At 55.4% G+C, this 18584-nt stretch carries 16 protein-coding genes; 5 read left to right on the top strand and 11 right to left on the bottom strand.

The features are described from left to right. Positions 1-661: 661 nt before the first annotated feature. Positions 662-1498, bottom strand: coding sequence for a phosphoserine phosphatase SerB (gene serB / locus H7A79_RS03085; protein ID WP_187001608.1), 837 nt, complete (start codon positions 1496-1498; stop codon positions 662-664). A 104-nt stretch (positions 1499-1602) separates the two neighbouring features. Next, a complete protein-coding gene (locus tag H7A79_RS03090; protein ID WP_135036795.1) occupies positions 1603-2322 on the bottom strand; it encodes an SDR family oxidoreductase in 720 nt (239 codons plus the stop codon). Between H7A79_RS03090 and H7A79_RS03095 the strand changes: the two genes are divergently transcribed. Further along, complete coding sequence (locus H7A79_RS03095; protein ID WP_135036798.1) at positions 2321-2509, top strand: hypothetical protein; 189 nt, start codon at positions 2321-2323, stop codon at positions 2507-2509. The two genes, H7A79_RS03090 and H7A79_RS03095, sit on opposite strands and share 2 nt — an antisense overlap. Here H7A79_RS03095 and hpnE read toward each other — a convergent pair. From hpnE to zwf, 8 genes are all read right to left on the bottom strand, one after another. Further along, a complete protein-coding gene (hpnE, locus tag H7A79_RS03100; protein WP_187001015.1) occupies positions 2506-3834 on the bottom strand; it encodes a hydroxysqualene dehydroxylase HpnE in 1329 nt (442 codons plus the stop codon). The two genes, H7A79_RS03095 and hpnE, sit on opposite strands and share 4 nt — an antisense overlap. Next, entirely contained in the window at positions 3831-4682 is an 852-nt protein-coding gene (gene hpnD, locus H7A79_RS03105) for a presqualene diphosphate synthase HpnD (protein ID WP_187001016.1), read from the bottom strand. Before hpnD ends, hpnE begins: the two co-directional genes overlap by 4 nt. Positions 4683-4845: 163 nt before the next feature. Continuing rightward, the gene (locus tag H7A79_RS03110; RefSeq protein WP_187001017.1) at positions 4846-6066 is read right to left on the bottom strand and encodes a sugar MFS transporter; all 1221 of its coding nucleotides are present in this window, start codon (positions 6064-6066) and stop codon (positions 4846-4848) included. Between the two features lie 183 nt (positions 6067-6249). Further along, a complete protein-coding gene (gene pgi / locus H7A79_RS03115) occupies positions 6250-7911 on the bottom strand; it encodes a glucose-6-phosphate isomerase (protein ID WP_187001018.1) in 1662 nt (553 codons plus the stop codon). Beyond that, on the bottom strand, positions 7908-8771 hold the full coding sequence (locus H7A79_RS03120; RefSeq protein WP_135036814.1) for an SIS domain-containing protein: 864 nt from the start codon (positions 8769-8771) through the stop codon (positions 7908-7910). The genes pgi and H7A79_RS03120 overlap by 4 nt, the downstream gene beginning before the upstream one ends. Before the next feature lie 158 nt (positions 8772-8929). Further along, positions 8930-9988: a glucokinase gene (locus H7A79_RS03125; RefSeq protein WP_187001019.1), complete on the bottom strand. Its 1059-nt coding sequence runs from the start codon at positions 9986-9988 to the stop codon at positions 8930-8932. Then, on the bottom strand, positions 9969-10667 hold the full coding sequence (gene pgl, locus H7A79_RS03130) for a 6-phosphogluconolactonase (protein ID WP_187001020.1): 699 nt from the start codon (positions 10665-10667) through the stop codon (positions 9969-9971). The genes H7A79_RS03125 and pgl overlap by 20 nt, the downstream gene beginning before the upstream one ends. A gap of 389 nt (positions 10668-11056) precedes the next feature. Then, the gene (gene zwf, locus H7A79_RS03135; protein ID WP_187001021.1) at positions 11057-12502 is read right to left on the bottom strand and encodes a glucose-6-phosphate dehydrogenase; all 1446 of its coding nucleotides are present in this window, start codon (positions 12500-12502) and stop codon (positions 11057-11059) included. Positions 12503-12945: 443 nt separating this feature from the next. Between zwf and edd the strand changes: the two genes are divergently transcribed. Continuing rightward, complete coding sequence (gene edd / locus H7A79_RS03140; protein ID WP_187001022.1) at positions 12946-14775, top strand: phosphogluconate dehydratase; 1830 nt, start codon at positions 12946-12948, stop codon at positions 14773-14775. 130 nt (positions 14776-14905) lie between these two features. Beyond that, positions 14906-15526, top strand: a complete 621-nt coding sequence (locus H7A79_RS03145; protein ID WP_187001023.1) for a bifunctional 4-hydroxy-2-oxoglutarate aldolase/2-dehydro-3-deoxy-phosphogluconate aldolase — start codon at positions 14906-14908, stop codon at positions 15524-15526. A gap of 55 nt (positions 15527-15581) precedes the next feature. Here the strand turns inward: H7A79_RS03145 and H7A79_RS03150 are convergent, their stop codons facing one another. Then, complete coding sequence (locus tag H7A79_RS03150) at positions 15582-15815, bottom strand: transposase (protein ID WP_135036826.1); 234 nt, start codon at positions 15813-15815, stop codon at positions 15582-15584. Between the two features lie 589 nt (positions 15816-16404). On the opposite strand from H7A79_RS03150, the gene istA reads away from it, so the two are divergent. Continuing rightward, positions 16405-17280: an IS21 family transposase gene (gene istA, locus H7A79_RS03155; RefSeq protein WP_187001024.1), complete on the top strand. Its 876-nt coding sequence runs from the start codon at positions 16405-16407 to the stop codon at positions 17278-17280. A 424-nt stretch (positions 17281-17704) separates the two neighbouring features. Continuing rightward, positions 17705-18211: an ATP-binding protein gene (locus H7A79_RS03160; protein ID WP_214646401.1), complete on the top strand. Its 507-nt coding sequence runs from the start codon at positions 17705-17707 to the stop codon at positions 18209-18211. Positions 18212-18584: the final 373 nt, after the last annotated feature.

Raw genomic sequence — 18584 nt, forward strand, 5'->3', positions numbered from 1 at the left:
TTTTCAGACGGCCCTTTCAAGACCGTCTGAACATATTATCCGGGCAAAGCAGGTTTGTCTGTTTTACGCACCAACAATATAAAAACGGCCGCCCGCCCGTTGAACCTTAGAATTCTGCTGCCCAACCGGCCGCCGCCCGACAGCAAACCGCATGTTTACCGGAATCGGATAACTATGCGGTTTTTCTTTCAGGCGGCCGGCACACTTGCCATTGAAAACGGGGTGGCTGCTGTTTCCATATAGGCGGAGCCGATGGTTAAGCCGCATGGGGAACGTTTGCCGGGCACCGGGGCAGTTCTGCAAAGCAGCCGCTTAATCCCGGCTGTTAATTATTTTGGAGCGGCAACACAGATTGGTAAAACGCTTGCGCCATACTCCCGGGTATCTGCAAAAAATAACTGCCTGAGCCAAACAGACGGCTGCCGGGCATTTTTCAGACGGCCTGAACGGTTTTGGCAAAGGGCGGAATACGGGGCGGAGCGGCAATGGTTTTACCGCCGGACGGCTGTAAAACCGATGTAGGGCAGGGTTGGGCAGCAAATTTAAAACAACCGTGTGTCGGTCGGGTGAAAAGCCGGCCTGTGCCTGTGTTGTTCCGTTTCAACCCAAATATGCCCGGGCAAACCGGGAAACGGCGGGGGCGGCGGATTTCGGCAGGCTGTTATCGGAACCAGCCGCGCACGGCTTCGAGGCCGCAGAAATTGATGCAGGCATCGGCGTGTTGCCGCACTTTCGGTTTGGCGCGGTAGGCGATGCCCGTGCCGGCTGCAAGCAGCATGGGGATATCGTTGGCACCATCGCCCACCGCCGCCACCTGATGTTCGGCCAGCCCCAGTTTTTCGCGGTATCCGGCCAATAAATCGGCTTTGGTTTGGGCATCAATGATGCTGCCGGTGAGTTTGCCGGTTAAGCGGCCGTCTGAAATTTCTAAAACATTGGCGTGGTGGTATTCAAACCCCAGCCGCTGTTGCAGGCGGCCGGTAAAAAAAGTGAAGCCGCCCGACACCAGTAAAAACGCCACACCGTGTTTTTTGCACTCGGCCAGCAGGTATCCCGCACCGGGCGAGAGCTGCAGCACTTGCTCATACACCTGCTGCAACACCTGTTCGCCCAAGCCGGTCAATAAGGCAACGCGCCGGCGCAGCGACTGCTCGAAATCCAATTCGCCGCGCATGGCCTGCCCGGTGATCTCCGCCACTTGTGTTTTGAGGCCGGCACCGGCAGCGATTTCGTCTATGCATTCGATGGTAATCAGGGTGGAATCCATATCGCTCACCATCAGCCCCAAATCGGAAAAGGCCGAATCGGGCAGCACGGCATGGTCGATGCGTTGGCGCTCCAGCGCGGCGGCGGCATTTTCAGGCAGCCTGAACGTTGCGGAAACGGGAATGCGTAACACGCTGCCGTTTATTTCGGCCGAAGGCAGTTGCAGGGCGTTTAAAACGCTCAAATCACATTGGGAAAGGACGGGGTGTTGGAGAACGAGTACGTGCGGCATCATGGTTTGGGGCAAGGGTTGGAAAGCAGGATTATAAAAGAAAACGTTGCGGCCGTCTGAAAGCGGGTGTTCAGACGGCCTCAGGTGCGGGCAAGATTATGGTGTTACAAATATACGATTTCGCCGGTGCGGCCTTTGCTCTCTTTGCTGCTCCACCAAACAAACTGCGGCATGATGTCTTCGTAGTTTTTGCGCTCGCTGCGGGCTTCGCCGGGGTGGGTTTTCATGCGCAGCGGCGAATTGACGGCGCCGGGCACCAATACATTGGCGCGCAGGTTGTCGAAGCGCGACCATTCATCGGCGGCCACTTTGCACAAATAGTTCAGCGCGGCTTTGGATGCGCCGAATCCGCCCCAATAGGCTTTGGGCGTTTCGCCGTGGCTCTCGCCCACGAAAACTACCGAAGCATCGGGCGATTCTTTCAGCATCGGAAAAAAGGCGCGGGTCAGGCCCATCGGAGCAACGGTGTTGATGCGGTATTGGTTCACCCATTCGGCCACGGTTTGGAAATCGAGCGGCGAGAGGGCGTAGAAATAGCCGGCGCAATGCACGATGCCGTCAAGACGGTTGCCGGTGGCTTCGGCAACGGTGGCGGCAAAGCGGTCAAACTCGGCTTCTTCGGCGGTGAGCAGGTCGAAGCAGATGGCAAACGGCTCGGGGCTGCCGGCGGCGGCAATGTCGTCATACACTTTTTCGAGCTTTTTCTGGTGGCGCGCGACCAGCACCACAGTAGCGCCGGCAGCGGCATAGGCTTTGGCCACTTGCTCGCCTATGCCCTGCGATGCGCCGGTTACCAAAATGATTTTGTCTTGCAGGGGTTTCATGCGGGATCCTTTTTCGTGGGGTGTTGCAGTATTTTTCAGACGGCCTGTGCCGGTTTGGGCAATCAGGCGTTGCAAAGGGGAGCAGGCTGCCGGCGGGCACACCGGTTATGCGTTCGATTCTTTTGGTGCAGCCGCCGGAATGCGCCCGCACAATCATCCATCAGGCCGTCTGAAAAACCAACATTAAAAAGCATTTTTGACGGCGCAGCAATCGGTGTAACACACATCGGCCGCGCTCAGGCCGGATTGCACGGCTGCCTCTAAGGTGGAAGGATAGCGCGGGTGCAGATAATCGCCTGCGGGATAGATGCGGCGGAGATGCAGCCACGATAAATCGGGCAGGGTGCGGGCAACGGTTGCGGCGGCGGCGGCGCGCTGCTCGGTAATCACACGCACGGCCAGCGGTTCGCCCAGATAGGGGCAGAGCGTTTTTAAATCGGCGTGCACGCGTGCCGCCCATTCTTCGGGTTTCAGACGGCCGATAAGGTCGGAGAGGCTGATAACGGCGGCGGTTTCGTTGGCGGGCAGGCCGAGCGCGCCGCGTTGGACAAACCATTGCGCCGTGCCTTCGGCCAGGCCGGTGAGCGGGGCGGGAAGGTGCACGGTTTCGGCGTAGCGCAGATAAACGGTGGTGATGGCGTGGTGGCGGACGGCGTTGAAAGCCGCCACCACGCTATCGGGCGTTTCAGACGGCATCAGCGCAGCGGCGTGGTAGGGGGCCACGGCGGGTATGGCGGCATCAAAGGCCTGCCCGTTCACCGCTACCCGTCCGTCCGGCAGGCCGGTCAGCCGCGCTGCGCGGGTTTCCAAATGCACGGCTGCGCCGTGTGCGGCAAGAAACGCCAGCGCGGGTTCGGCGATGATGCTGCCCAAATCCTGTTTGGGCAGCAGATAATCGCTGCCTGCTTTGCCCGACCATACGCCGTCTTGCAGCACGTTGCACAGCATACGCAGGCTGGCGTGTTCAAGCGGGGTGTTGAGTGCGCCCCACACTAAGGGCCGCCAAAACTGGATATTGAGTTTGCGCGAAATGTTGCGCTCGAGCAGCCATTGGGCAACCGCCATGTCGGGCAGGGGGGAGGCTTCTTGATATTGCTGCAAGGCATGCATGTCGTTGAGCAGCTTGGTTTTTTCGCCAAAGCGCAGGTTTTTGGCTTTGAGCAGGCCGAAAACGATATGCAGCGGGGCGGGAAGGGAGGCCGTCTGAAACTGCAGGCCGCCGGCCATGTGCCATTGCAGGGGCAACCGCAGAAAGGCGTTTTGCTCGGATACGCCGATTAACTGCATCAGCGCGAGTACGCCGTGATAAGCGCCGAGCATGATGTGTTGGCCGTTGTCGAGAAAGCTGAACCCGGCCTGCCCGCCTGCGAGCATGCGCGCCCGCCCGCCTGCCCGGCGGCCTGCTTCAAACAGGCTGACATCGGCACGGCCGGCCAGCCGCACGGCGGCAGAAAGGCCGGCCCAGCCTGCGCCGATAACGGCGATTTTCGGACGGTGTGCGGTGGGTTTCATGGGTTAAATCCGAACAGCCAGGTTTTCAGGGCAATGCGCTTTTTGCGCGGTGCGGGAATGGCGATTTTGTATTGCAAAACATGGCCGGTACCATCGCGCTCGATTTCGTTCAGCAAAGCAAAGTAAATGCTGGCCATCACCAGGCCGGCTTTTTGGTTTTTGCGCTCTTCGTGCGGCAGCAGTGCCACCGCTTCGCGGTAGGTTTGGCGGGCGCGCGTGATTTGAAATGCCATCAGTTCGGCAAATTCGGGCGTGGGCGTGCCTTGCAGAATGGTTTGTGCCGGCACGTTGAAGCGTTGCAGTTCTTCGGCGGGCAGATAAATGCGGCCGTTGCGCGCGTCTTCGCCCACATCGCGGATGATATTGGTGAGTTGCAGGGCAAGCCCCATTTTGCCGGCGTAATCCAGCGTTTCGGGGCGGGAAAAGCCGAGGATGCGGGTAATCAGCCGCCCCACTACGCCGGCAACGCGGTAGCAGTAAAGCTGCAAATCTTCAAAGCGGCCGTAGCGGGCTTGTTCTAAATCCATCTGCATGCCGTTGATGATTTCTGCCAGCTCGTTATGCGGCAGGGAAAAATCGCGCGCTACGGTTTTCAGGGCTTGGCAGACGGGGTGTTCGGGCGTTTGGCCGTCTGAAAAAACTTTTTCCAAATCGGCACGCCACCAGTGGAGCGTGGTTAGGGCAACGCGGGAATCGGAGCAGCCGTCTGCCACATCATCAAGCTCGCGGCAGTAGGCGTATAAAACCGTCATCGCGTTTTGCTTGGGCTGCGGCAGAAAACGAAAGCCGGCCAAAAAGTTGGATTGGCTTTCGGCGGCTTTTCGGCGGCAATATTCAAGCGGCTGCACGGCGGTTCCTGACGGGTTGCTGAAACAGGGGATTGTATCGGGAAACAGGGGGGAGAACAATTTCAGAAGCGGTGTGCGGCGGTTTGGTTTGCCGGCCGGGGCACAGAAATGCCGTCTGAAATTTCAGACGGCATGTTGGGTTTCAAATCAGCAAGGTTTGCAATCAAGCGGTTTTCTCGTCTGCTTTATGCCCTTTGGCGGCAAAAAACAGAATATACAGATAACACAAAACGGGCACGAAAAACGATACCAACAGGCCGATGTTGTCGGCAAAGAAACCCTGCACCACCGGCACAATCGCGCCGCCTACAATGGCGGTGCAGATAATGCCTGAAGCCGCGCCGGTGAATTTGCCCAAGCCTTTGGTGGCCAGCGAGAAAATGGTGGGGAACATAATCGAGTTGAAAAAGCCGATCAGCAGCAGCGACCACATGGTGATGAAGCCGCCGCCCGCCATAATGGCAATGATGATGAGTGTGGTGGCGGCAACGGCGTTAAATGCCAGATATTTGCTGGGTTGGATTTTGTTCATCATGGCCGAGCCGATAAAGCGGCCGACCATTGCGCCGCCCCAGTAAACCGACAGATAAAACGCGCCGGTGGTGTGGCTTAGCCCTGCGGTTGCTTCCAGCACGTTAATCATCAGCGAACCGATGGCCACTTCGGCACCCACGTAGCAAAAAATGCCCAGTGCGCCCAAAACCATATGTTTGTATTGCCAAACGCTGGTTTTGCCGTCGTGGTTGTGTTCGGTTTCTTCTTCGGCGATTTTGCGCGCATCGGGCAGGTGGAGCATTTTCACCACCACTGCCAGCAGAATCAGAAAGCCGGCCAGCCCCAGATAGGGAATCTGCACCGAAGAGATGCGCTCGGCTTCGCTGGCGGTTGCATCCACGAAAATCAGCATGGCACCCAACGGCGGGGCAATCATGGTGGCCAGCGAGTTGAAGGCCTGAATCAGCGTGAGCGTGGCGGATTCTTTACCGGGCTTGGCCAGCAGGGTTACATAGGGGTTGCCTGCAACCTGAAGCAGCACGATGCCTGAAGCCAAAATGAACAATGCGCCCAAGAAAATCGGGTAAGAGTGGCTGCCGGCAGCAGGGTAAAACAGCAAACAGCCCACTGAGGCGATTAAAAAGCCGCCGATAACGCCGTTTTTATAGCCCAGTTTTTCCACCAGCTTGCCCATCGGAATCGACATCACGGCATAAGCGGCAAAAAAGCAAAACTGAATCAGCATTGCCTGGGTGTAGGAAAGTTTGAAAATTTCTTTTAAGTGGGGGATGAGAATATCGTTCATGCAGGTGATGAAGCCCATCATGAAAAATAGTGTGGTCAACACCGATAAGGCAAAGGTGTTGTTTTGCTGCGTTTGCTCTGACATATCATATCCTTGTTGCTTAAATCATGATTCTGAAAACTTCGGCAATTTTATTGTCGGCCCCTCTCTGAGGGCAGCCGATAATATCAATGCCGGAGAATAATGGATACTGTTATTTTACTACATCTGCATTTACTGCCCGTTGCAGAGGCCGTCTGAAAAAGGGTTTCAGACGGCCGGGCTGGTTCAGCAGCCTTCTGTTTTGCTGCAATTGGTATTGCGGTAAAGGCGGATCAGGCGCTCGGTCGAGCTGTCGTGCGGCTGCACGGCGGTTTTGCCGGTCAGCTCGTTTAAAATGGTTTTGGCAAGCTGTTTGCCCAGCTCCACGCCCCATTGGTCGAAGCTGTTGATGCCCCAAACCACGCCTTGAACGAAGGTTTTGTGTTCGTAGAGCGCAATCAGGCTGCCCATGTTGCGGGGGTTGATTTTAGTCATCAGAATGATGTTGCTGGGGCGGTTGCCCGAAAAGGTTTTGTGCGGCACCAAAGCCTCTGCTTCTTCGGCCGCCAAGCCTTGTGCCGTCAGCTCTGCACGCGCTTCCTCGGGCGTTTTGCCGCGCATAAAGGCCTCGGCCTGCGCAAACACGTTGGCCAATAGGATTTCATGGTGTCCGGGCAGATTGCTGCGTTTTTCGAGCGAGGCAATCAGATCGATGGGGGTGATGTGGGTGCCCTGATGCAGAAGTTGGAAAAAGGCGTGTTGGCCGTTGATGCCGGTTTCGCCCCAGATAATCGGCGCAGTTTCGTGTGCAACAGGCTGACCGTCAAGCGTAACCTGCTTGCCGTTGCTTTCCATATCCAGCTGCTGGATAAACTTGGGCAGGCGGTGCAGGTGTTGGTCGTAAGGGGCGATAACGTGGCTGCCGCCGCCGTAGTAGTTGATATACCAGATGCCGATCAGCGCCAGCAGCACCGGCATATTCTGCTCGAGAGGGGCATTGGCGAAGTGCTGGTCCATCAGGTGGGCGCCGTTGAGCATTTCGATAAAGTTTTCTTCACCCAAAAACAGCATAATCGGCAGGCCGATGGCCGACCACAGGCTGTAGCGGCCGCCCACCCAATCCCAAAATTCAAACATATTGGCGGTGTCGATGCCGAATTCGGATACCGCTTTTATGTTGGTGGAAACGGCGGCAAAATGTTTGGCAATCGCGGCTTCTTCACCGGCATGTTTCAAAAACCATTCGCGGGCGGTTAGGGCGTTGGTGAGCGTTTCTTGGGTGGTGAAGGTTTTGGAGGCAATGATGAACAGCGTGGTTTCGGGGTGCACTTTTTCCAACACATCGCGCAGTTGCGAGCCGTCCACATTGGAAACGAAGTGCATACGCAGGCGCGGATGACCGAAAGGCTTGAGCGCGGTGCACATCATCAGCGGGCCCAAATCGGAGCCGCCGATGCCGATATTGACCACATCGGTAATCACTTGGTTGGTGTAGCCCAGCCATTCTCCGCTGCGCACTTCGTGGGCAAACTCGCCCATGCGGTGCAGCACGTGGTTTACTTTGGGCATCACGTCTTCGCCGTCCACTTCGATGGGCGAGTTGGTGCGGTTGCGCAGGGCAATATGAAGCGCGGCACGGTTTTCGGTTTCGTTGATTTTTTCGCCGTGGAACATTTGTTTGATGCGCTCGGGCAGGCCGGCTTCGCGCGCCAGTTTGAACAGCAGCTCGAGCGTTTCATCGGTGATGCGGTTTTTGGAATAGTCCAGCGTGATGCCGCCCACTTCGAGCCAGTAGCGTTGGGCGCGTTCGGGGTCTTGCTCGAACATTTCGCGCATATGCAGGCCTTTGGTGGCATCGAAATGTTTCCAAAGCTCCCGCCAAGAAGGTAAATCCTGTAAATGTTTCATGATTTTGGATCCTTGTCTTTATCGTATTCCAAATGTTTGCTGTGAATGCTGCGCTTGCTTTTTTGCAGTTGCAGGCTGGCGGTTTCGCCCAACCGCAGAGCCAGGCCGATGGCAAGAATGTCGATAACGGCCAATTGCAGCAGCCGCGAAACCATCGGTGTGTAGAGTTCTACATTTTCTTGGGCGGCAATGCTCAGCACGCAATCGGCAAGCTGCGCCAGCGGCGAGCCCGAACGGGTGATGGCAATCACCGCCGCGCCGTTTTCTTTGGCAATGCTTACTGCATCGAGCAGTTCGATAGAGGAGCCTGAATTGGAAATCACCACCAGCACATCGTGATTGCTCAGCACCGATGCCGCCATCAGCTGGATATGGGTGTCCACATAGGCCACAGTGGAAATGCCGAAACGGAAAAATTTATGCTGCGCATCTTGTGCCACGATACCCGAGTTGCCCACACCGTAAAATTCGATACGGCGGGCATGGGTGAGCAGGGCGATGGCGGCTTCCAACTCGTTTTCTTTCAAAAACCGGCGCGCGCCGAGTATGGAGGCAGCGGCATTGCCCAACACCTTTTCCACCACGCTGGCCATATCGTCGTCGGCATTGAGCTCTTCATGCACATAAGGCATGCCTTCGTGGCCGATGCTGGCCGACAAGGCCAGTTTGAATTCGGGCAGTCCTTTATAGCCCAGGCTGCGGCAGAAACGGATAACGGTGGGCTGGCTTACCGAGGCGCGCTCGGCGATTTCGGCCACGGCCGCGTGTACAAACCATTTGGGCTCGGCCAATGCCGATTCGGCTACTTTGCGCTCTGCGCCTGATAAACCGCTTAATGATTCGCTGATTTTGCTTAACATAGTGTGTTTTCCAAATAAATAATGTTTCCGGATGATTGTTCTTATTGAGGCTTATGGCTTTTCAGACGGCCTGTCGGGTTTGATAAGGCCGTCTGAAACAGCTTGTGTTTTTCTTATGTTGGTTCGATTGTTTGTTTCAATTTGCAGTTGGGCAACTTTTATTCTTTGGCTGCTCCATCGGCCGCCCCGCCCAGTGCCGCTGTGTTGTTGCTGCAGCCCTTGAGATGGTTGGACAATGCCACCGCCGCGCCCTGAAGACCGGGGAATTTGCTCAGTACCACATAAACGGGAATCGCTGCCAGATAGGCATCGAAGCGTCCCTTGTTTTCAAAACGGCTGCGGAACGGCGAATATTTGAAATAGTCGATAAAGCGCGGAATGATCCCGCCGCACAGATACACCCCGCCGCCGGCGCCGAGCGTTAAGGCCAAGTTGGAGGCCACGGTGCCGAGCATGGCGCAGAAAATATCCAAGGCTAGGCGGCACAAAGGCGATGAACCGCTCAAGGCCTGCTCGCTGATTTCGGCAGGAGTGAGTTTTTGCGGCTTCACCCCTTCTTTGGTGGCCAGCGCTTCATAAATCAGCGTCAGGCCGGCGCCGCTTAAAAAGCGTTCGGCAGACACATGGCCGTATTTTTTCTTAGCAAACTGCCAGATCATCACTTCGGCATCGTCAAACGGCGGAAAGCTCACATGCCCGCCCTCGCCGGCCAGGGGCACCCAGCCTGCATTGCTTGGAATCAGGCCGCTCACGCCCAGGCCGGTTCCCGGCCCGATCACGGCTTTGGGCGCATTGGGCTGGGGCCGGGTGCCGCCCACCTGCACCAAATCTTCCGGCAGCACCTGGGTAATCGCCAACGCCTGCGCGGTAAAGTCGTTGAGCATGATCAGGGTTTCCAAACCTAACGACTGGCGGGTGGTTTCGATGGAAAACGCCCAATGGTGGTTGGTCATCTGAACCCAGTCGCCGGTAATCGGATTGGCAATGGCAATGGCGGCGTGGCTGATTTTCGGGTTGCCTGCCCGGCGCAGATATTCTCTTGCCGCATCGATAATGGTGTCGTAATCGTTGCAGGGCAGCACTTCGATTTTTTCAATCTGCTGCGGCGAAGTTTCCAGCGCGAAGCGGGCATTGGTGCCGCCTATATCGGCCACCAGGCGCGGCCATTGTGCAGATGTTTGGGGCGGGGCGGCTTTTTTATGCTGCGTAATAGACATGGCAGTTTACCTTTTCGTGGTTGATGATGTAGCTGACGGGGTAGGCTTTGTTGGGTGCGGCGGCGGCTTGGTCAAACACCGCTTTTTTTTCTGCGCCGCCGATGGCCAGAAACACGGCGGGGGTTTGCGCGATAGCAGCCAGCGTCATGCTCACGCGCTCGTGCGGCGCAGTAACGGGTGTGGTGTGCAGGAGCGGGGTCGGGTTATTTCTGTCCAAACCTTTATCGAGCTGCGGAGCTTGGGGGAACAGCGATGCGGTATGGCCGTCGCCGCCCATGCCCAACACCAGCACATCGGGCTGCCGATAGTGCTGCAAGGCCGTCTGAACCACGGTTTCGGGCTGCAAACCGGTTTCGGTTGTGCCGGCTTCCACCACGGGAATCCATTGTGCGGCGGCGGCTTGGTTTTGCAGCAGGTGCCGGCGCACCAGGCCGGTGTTGCTGTCGGCGTGGGTGGTGGGCACGATGCGCTCGTCTACCAGGGTGATGCCGATATTCTGCCAATCCAGATTTTTTTGCGACAAGGCCTCGAAAAAGGCGATGGGGGAGCGGCCGCCCGAAACGGCCAAAACGGCGCTGCCTTTTTTGTTCAGCGCGTGTTGCAGGGCAGCTTCTGCCGCATCGGCCAATGCGGCAGAAGCCGCGGCTGCGTTTTCGTAAGAATGCCATTGATAAGCCATAAATTTTCTCCTGGTTCGGTTGTTATCCCCGGCTTTCAGACGGCCTGAGCCTGTTTTACGCTGCCGGGCGGCGCCGGTTTTACAGCCGGCGGCAAAAAAACAGTTGCTGCACACTACTATTGCGGGGCGTTTTTTGTTTCCGTTCTAATCCGCTTTATGCGGCGGCAGCGCTGCCGTGCTGTATGCCGGGCGGCCTTGCACAGAAGGAGATGGCCTGCTGCCCGGCTCATTAAAGCGGGAAACGGCCGCAAAGCGGCAACCCTCAGATAATGTAATGCAGGCAGCACGATGCGGGCCGATGCCGTGGCGGTTTTCAAAAGGTGCCGGCCATACGGTTTTGTTTACGGCAGCTTTCATGCCGCGCAGGCTGCCGGCCGTCTGAAAAACATTTACTGCTCTTCGTGCCACTTGTCGCCGTTGCGTGCGAGCAGGTTGCGGGCAGCTTCGGGGCCCCATGAATCGGCGGGGTAGCCGTGCGGCGGGGTGGAGCTGTTTTCCCAGTTTTCCATAATCGGCATCACCCATTCCCAAGCGGCTTCCAACTCGTCGCGGCGGTTGAACAGCGCCAGCTTGCCGTTAATCACGTCCAACAGCAGCCGCTCGTAGGCTTCGGCGCGGCGGCCTTGTATCTCTTTGCCCATGTCCACGCTCAGGGCGGTGAGCTCCACTTTGTTGCCTGCACCCGGGGTTTTGACCTGGGTGTAGAGGCGTACCGACTCGGCGGGCTGCAATTCGATAACCAAACGGTTGGGCGCGGCTTGGCTGTTTTCAAAAATATGCCGGGGCAGGTCGCGGAAGTTCAACACGATTTCGGCCACTTTGCCGGTTAAACGCTTGCCGGTGCGCAGATAAAACGGCACGCCTGCCCAGCGCTCGTTGTTGATTTCGGCCTTGATGGCCACATAGGTTTCAGTGCGGCTGCCGGCGGGCACGTTACGCTCCTGCAGATAGCCGTTCATGCCTTTGCTTTCGGTGTATTGCGCGCGCACCACATCGGTATCTACATCAGCATAAGTGAGTGGCTTGAGCGATTTGATAACTTTCAGTTTTTCATCGCGCACATCATCGGCATCGAGGCTTTTGGGCGCTTCCATCGCGGTCATACACAGCATCTGCATCAGGTGGTTCTGCACCATATCGCGCAAGGCACCGGTGATGTCGTAAAACTCGCCGCGCTCTTCAACGCCCAACTGCTCGGCAATGGTGAGCTGCACGCTTTTCACATATTTGTTGTTCCACAGCGGTTCGAACACAAGATTGGCAAAACGCAGCGCCAGCAGGTTTTGCAGGGCTTCTTTGCCCAGATAGTGATCGATGCGGTAAACCTGCTCTTCTTGGAAATAGCGTGCTACATCGGTGTTGATTTCTTGGGAGGATTTCAAATCGGTACCCAGCGGTTTCTCAAGCACGATGCGTACATTGCTGCCGTTTAAGCCCACGTTGGCCAGCTCGGCGCAGGCAGGGGCAAAAAATTTCGGCGCGGTAGAGAGATAAATGACCACGTTGTCGGTTTCCCGGCGTGCTTTCACGGCTTCGGCCAAGGCTTTGAAATCTTCGGGCCGGGTTACATCTACAGTCAGATAGTGTATGCGCTTGATAAAAGAAGCCCACGCCTCTTCACTGAAATTCTGTTTGATGTGGATTTTGGAATCGGAGTCTACTTTTTCGAGAAAGCCTGCGGTATCCAATTCGCTGCGGCTCACTCCCAAAATACGGCCCGCGGGGTGGAGCAGGCCGGCAACGTGGGCCTGATAGAGGCAGGGCAGCAGTTTGCGCATGGCCAAATCTCCGGTTGCGCCAAACAGCACCAAGTCAAAATTTGTTTGCTTATCCATCGTTTTTTCTTTCATCAAAGTTGATTTGCCTATTCTTGGAAAACCGGCGCTGCCGCCGGCTCCGGTCTGCTCTGTACAAAATGGCAGCCATCATAATACGGATATACGGGCTTGTAATTACATATGGAAACCTGCTGCCACCGCCTGAAACCCAGTAGCAATCCTACACAGCGCTACACGTTTTGTCTATGCTGTTTTAAATAAAAACAGAGCAGGTTAAACCTAACCGCCCGTCCTGAATGCTATTTTGTTACAGAACCGCGAAACAAAATTTGACATAGTTCAAGCATTATTCTGTAACTTAACTACAAACTGTATTATAATCCAATAAAGGCTTTTCAGACGGCCTCTGCCGTTTGCAATCAAACCCAGCCGCACAACAACTTTACACATCTCATTTGAAGAAACACCGCCGACCACTACCACGAAAGGCAGGCCGCATCATGACCGAAATCCATCCCAAACTTGCCGCCGTCACAGAGCGCATCACCGAACGCAGCCGCCCCACGCGGGAAGCTTATTTGATGCGTATCCGCGCACTCAGGCAGCAGGGGCGTGTCGAGCGCGACCAATTGGGCTGCTCCAATCTCGCACACGGCTATGCTGCCATGCCCAAAACCATCAAAATCGAAATGCTCAAACACAATATTCCCAATTTGGGCATGATTACTGCTTATAACGATATGGTTTCCGCCCACCAGCCGTTTGCCGAATTTCCCGCATGGATTAAAGACGAAGCGCAAAAACACGGCGCAACCGCCCAGGTGGCCGGAGGCACGCCCGCCATGTGCGACGGCATCACCCAAGGCTATGAAGGCATGGAGCTTTCACTGTTTTCGCGCGATGTGATTGCCATGAGCACCGCAATCGGCCTGTCGCACCAAATGTTTGACGGCGCACTGTTTTTCGGGGTATGCGACAAAATCGTGCCCGGCTTGGTGATGGGGGCGCTCAGCTGCGGCCATATTCCCGGAATTTTCGTGCCCGCAGGGCCGATGACCAGCGGCATCGGCAACAAAGAAAAAGCCCGCACCCGCCAATTGTTTGCAGAAGGCAAAGTCGGCCGCGATGCGCTGCTCGAAAGCGAAATGGGTTCTTACCACAGCCCCGGCACCTGCACTTTTTACGGCACCGCCAACTCCAATCAGATGATGATGGAAATGATGGGGCTGCACCTGCCCGCCGCCGCCTTTTTCAACCCCTACACTCCGATGCGCGAAGCGCTCACCCGCCACGCTGTCGCCCATTTGGCCGAAAGCATCAAAAACCAAACCGCCAAGCCCATAGGCGAAATGTTGAATGAAAAATCGTTTGTCAATGCCGTTATCGGCCTGATGGCCACCGGCGGCTCCACCAACCACACCATGCACCTGGTGGCAATGGCGCGTACGGCCGGCATCATTCTCAATTGGGACGATTTCGATGAAATCTCTTCGATTGTGCCGCTGCTGATCCGCGTTTATCCCAACGGTCAGGCCGATGTCAATCATTTCGCCGCCACCGGCGGCCTGCCGTTTGTGATTCGCGAGCTGCGCAACAACGGCCTGCTGCACGATGATGTGGAAACCGTGGTCGGATACGGCATGGAAGTCTACACTAAAGAGCCGTTTCTGATTGACGGCAAACTCGAATGGCGTGATGCCGTGGCCGAAAGCCGCAACGAAGATATTCTGCGTCCGTTTTCCCGCCCGTTTTCACCCGATGGCGGCCTGCGCCTGATGAAGGGCAACATCGGCCGCGGCGTGATTAAAGTGTCTGCCGTGAAAGACAGCCAGCGCGTTATCGAAGCCCCCGCCATTGTGTTCAACGACCAAAAAGAAGTGCTGGCCGCATTCGAGCGCGGCGAGTTGGAGCGCGATTTCGTGTGTGTGGTGCGCTTTCAAGGGCCGCGCGCCAACGGTATGCCGGAATTGCACAAACTCACCCCGCCTTTGGCGATTCTGCTGGATCGCGGCTTCAAAGTGGCTTTGGTTACCGATGGGCGCATGTCGGGCGCATCAGGCAAAGTACCGGCCTCTATCCACATGAGCCCCGAAGCCCTACTCGGCGGCGGTATCGGCAAAATCCGCACCGGCGACTTAATCCGCTTCGATTCCGTTACCGGCGAGCTCACCGCATTGGTCGATGAAAAAGAATGGGCTGCGCGCGAAACCCCCGAACACGATTTGAGCAACAACCATTACGGCGTAGGCCGCGAGCTGTTTGCAGGCTTCCGCAGCATCACCGGCAGCGCCGAAACCGGCGCCGTCAGCTTGGGAGGCAGCTTCACCTGAGTTTTGTTGCCTGCCGGCACACACCGCAAGGCCGTCTGAAGCAGCTGACTTATGCGGTTTCTATGCCTTTCAGACGGCCTCTGCCAACATAGGCCGTCTGAAAAAATTTACCATCTTTCGGAGCAATTTCATGAATCCACGCGATATTCTTTCTGCCGGTGCAGTCGTTCCCGTGATGTCCATCGACAACATCGACACAGCCGTTGATCTGGCGAACGCCTTGGTTGAGGGCGGCATTCCCACTCTCGAAATCACCCTGCGCACCGAACACGGCCTCAAAGCCATCGAACTGATTAAAAAAGAAGTAAAAGGCGCCATTGTCGGCGCAGGCACCGTAACCAACCCCGACCAGCTCAAAGCCGTTGAAGACGCAGGCGCACAGTTTGCCATCAGCCCCGGCCTGCATCAATCGCTGGCAAAAGCCGCAGGCAGCAGCGGAATCCCATTGATTCCCGGGGTGGCCACGCCCGGCGAAGTACAACTCGCCCTCGAGTACGGCATCGACACCTTGAAACTGTTTCCCGCCGAAATGGTGGGCGGCAAAGCCATGCTCAAAGCCCTCTACGGCCCCTATGCCCACGTACGCTTCTGCCCCACCGGCGGCATCACTCCCGAAACCGCTCCCGAATATCTCAAACTGCCCAACGTATTGTGCGTAGGCGGCACTTGGCTCACACCCAAAACAGCCGTAGCAAACAAAGATTGGGCAACCATCACCCGTTTGGCTCAAGAAGCATCAACATTGAAATAAACACAGTTATCTTTAAAATCAAAGGCCGTCTGAAAACTTTCAGACAGCCTTTGATTTAATTAATAAAAACTTCGTATCGTAATAGTGTACCCGTAAAACCTTCCCTATCAGGTAAAACTTTCCGTAAATGCTTTTTAATATCTGCCCATGCCTTCTCAATCAGATTAAGCTCCTCGGGCAGACAAGGTGCAGACAGCAAAGCTTTGTACCTCTGTTTCTCCGCCGTTTCCGCCAAAACAGTCACGTGGTGGAAACTTATATTATCCATAATAATGATGGATTTTTCCATTAATTCGGGTAGCAGTATGTGTTCAAACCATGCCTCAAACAGACTGCCCTTTATGGCTCCACAATAGGCCTATGAGCGCAATAAAGCCGCTTTTTTCGTGGATGTATGCGGCAACCAACGAGACACACCTGTGTTTTCTTCTACTGGCTTCTGCTTTGTCGGGTACGCCTTTTCCGAATAGGCCAAGGGGCGGTAGAAAACACTAAATCAGTCCAAAAACCTTATCAAGATTGAATCTTGGTTTGTGGCGTTAGACAGTATCGGACATAAAAAACAGCCCCGAAATGAGCCCCCCAAAAAACTGAACAGCTTAACCAATCGACTCCTAAGGCCTGGATTCTGTATGCCACAATACTCAATCTTTTTCATTCCAATTAATCCTATTATGGTTGTAGTAACGGCTAGATTTGTGCAAATCAGCACCTTCAGCGCGTTGAGAAATTCGGCAGGGTAGGGTGTATCAGGATACAGCGTGTGCAGTTTGAATTGGAGAACGGTGCTACCGGCAGTGCAAAAATGACCACCTGACGGCAGTCAGAAATTGACCACCCTGACTTAAACTCGCAGCTTTAAAACAAAGGCTGCTTTCATGTTGAATCAGGAGACGGTTGCGGCCATCAAAGCGCTCAAACAGCAAGGCAAATCCATTCAAGGCATGACCAAAGAATTGGGATTGTCTAGAAACACCGTTAAAAAGTATCTGCCTCACAAAGACTGCGCACAGCAATATCAAAGAGTCGGATCAAAACCCGGCAAGCCCGATCCCTTTAAAGACTATATCCGCTCCCGCATCGAAGCCGCTGCTCCCGGCCGGATTCCCGCTGCCGTGCCGTATCGGGAAATCCTCGAAACGGGCTTTCAGGGCAAAGTCGGAATCGTCAGTGATTATGCCGCCATCCTCAAACCCAAACCCGATAACGAACCTGCGCTACGCTTTGAAATCAAACCCGGCCGGCAGATGCAGGCGGATTTCACCATTATCCGCAGAGGCGGCAACCCTCCGAAGGCCTTTGCCGCCACATTGGGTTACTCCCGAGCAAGCTGTGTCCGCTTCTATGACAACGGGCGTACCGAAGCACGGACAGACGGTTTGTGCAACAGTTTTGAACTCTTCTGCGGCATGGCGCACAAAGTGCTGTTTGATAATGCCAAAACCGTCATGATTCAACGTGATGCCTGTGCAGAAGACGGGCGCCGTCTGAATCCGGTGTTGCCGGCAGCAGCCAACGGCTACGGTTTCCTTTCCAAAATCTGCCGCCATATAGGGCTGGGACTAAAAAGCAGAGTGGAGCTTTTCAAGCGTTACCTGAAATCCGGTTTCATCATGCCTTTGCAGGCGACATTGCGTTCTTCAGGTTTGCTTTCGGATGTTCAGACGGCCGATGGCTGTATCGGCAAACGGCTTTCTCAAACAGCCGATGCACGAGTACACGGGACAACAGGGAAAATTCCAACATCCGTTTAATCCGAGAGCAGGAATTTTTACTGTCCCAGCCCACCACAACAGGCCTGAAAGTATGCTTGCTTAAGCAGCCCGAAACCGGCATGACGTAAAAGTATGCCGACACGGGGACGGTATCGAATGCCGGCTGCCGTCTGAAAGCACGATGCCGAATCTTTCAGGTTCGGTACGGCGGTTATCCCGGCCGCCCTGTCTGTGCCCGGGCTTCAAACACTGTGAGATACGGCCTTTGGCTGCCCGCAGCATTCGGCTGAAAAAAAGCCCGTATGCCGACTTTATCGAACAGCTGCCGGATGCAGGGTTCAAAGCCAAAAACAGCAGAACGCAGGCAGCTTTGCTGAAACCGGCAGGACAACCCTCCGTCAAAACGATGACGGAATATGGCTTTAACTTTGCAACGGGTGCGCCCTAAGCCCGATTGACGGAGTTGTCTGACTTAAGTTTTATCGAAAAGCACGAAAATGCGGTGCTGACGGGCCCCGGCCGGGCAGGTGAAACCGATTTGGCTGTTTCTTTGGCTTATCCGGCAGTAATGGCGGGTATCAAAATCCGTTTCGTAACGGCAGCCGATTTGATGCTGCAACCGGCGGCGCATAATCGAGGAAAGCGGAAATCTTATCTGCAAGGTTCGGTTATGGGTCCGAGGCTGCCGGTGATTGATGAAACCGGCTGTTTGCCGTTTGAAAGAGAAGCCAACCTGTTCTTCAATGTTGCGGCCAAACGGTATGGGCGGGGCAGCATGATTCTGAGGGCCGATTTGCCGTTCGGCCGGCGGGCCGGGGCTTTTGCCAACGATACGGCTTTGACTGCCGCCATGTCGGACAGATTACTCCGCCATTGTCATGTTGTTCGGATAAGTGGAGAGAGTTACCGTTTGAAGGACAAAAAGAAGATAGGCATTGCGCCTGTGATAAAGGAGATTTACCCCCCGTGAGATGGTTACAACCAAACTGCCGGTTCCGGTTTTAAAGTGGTCGGTTTTGACGGCCGTGGACAGTAAAGGGTAGCTGCTTCTTTGATGACGTATTATTTGCGGATGATACTGTTGTCCAGTGGGTTTATGAAAACTATAATGCCGAATAATCTGCCGAAATAGGTAGTATCCATAATGATGTCGGCAACGGACTTAAAAGATTTGTCGGTAGTTAGACTGCCTTGCTTGATACACCGGTGGATATTTTTGGTGCTACATTGATAGCGTTTTGCTATTTGCGTACAGGTTTGTTTGAGGTGCATGTATTCGTGCGACAGACGGTTGTTATTGAGCGGTTTGAAAGTGTGGGCAAGAGCTTGTGGCGGACGGAACG

The organism is Neisseria musculi (assembly GCF_014297595.2).
In the GTDB taxonomy this organism is placed as follows: domain Bacteria; phylum Pseudomonadota; class Gammaproteobacteria; order Burkholderiales; family Neisseriaceae; genus Neisseria; species Neisseria musculi.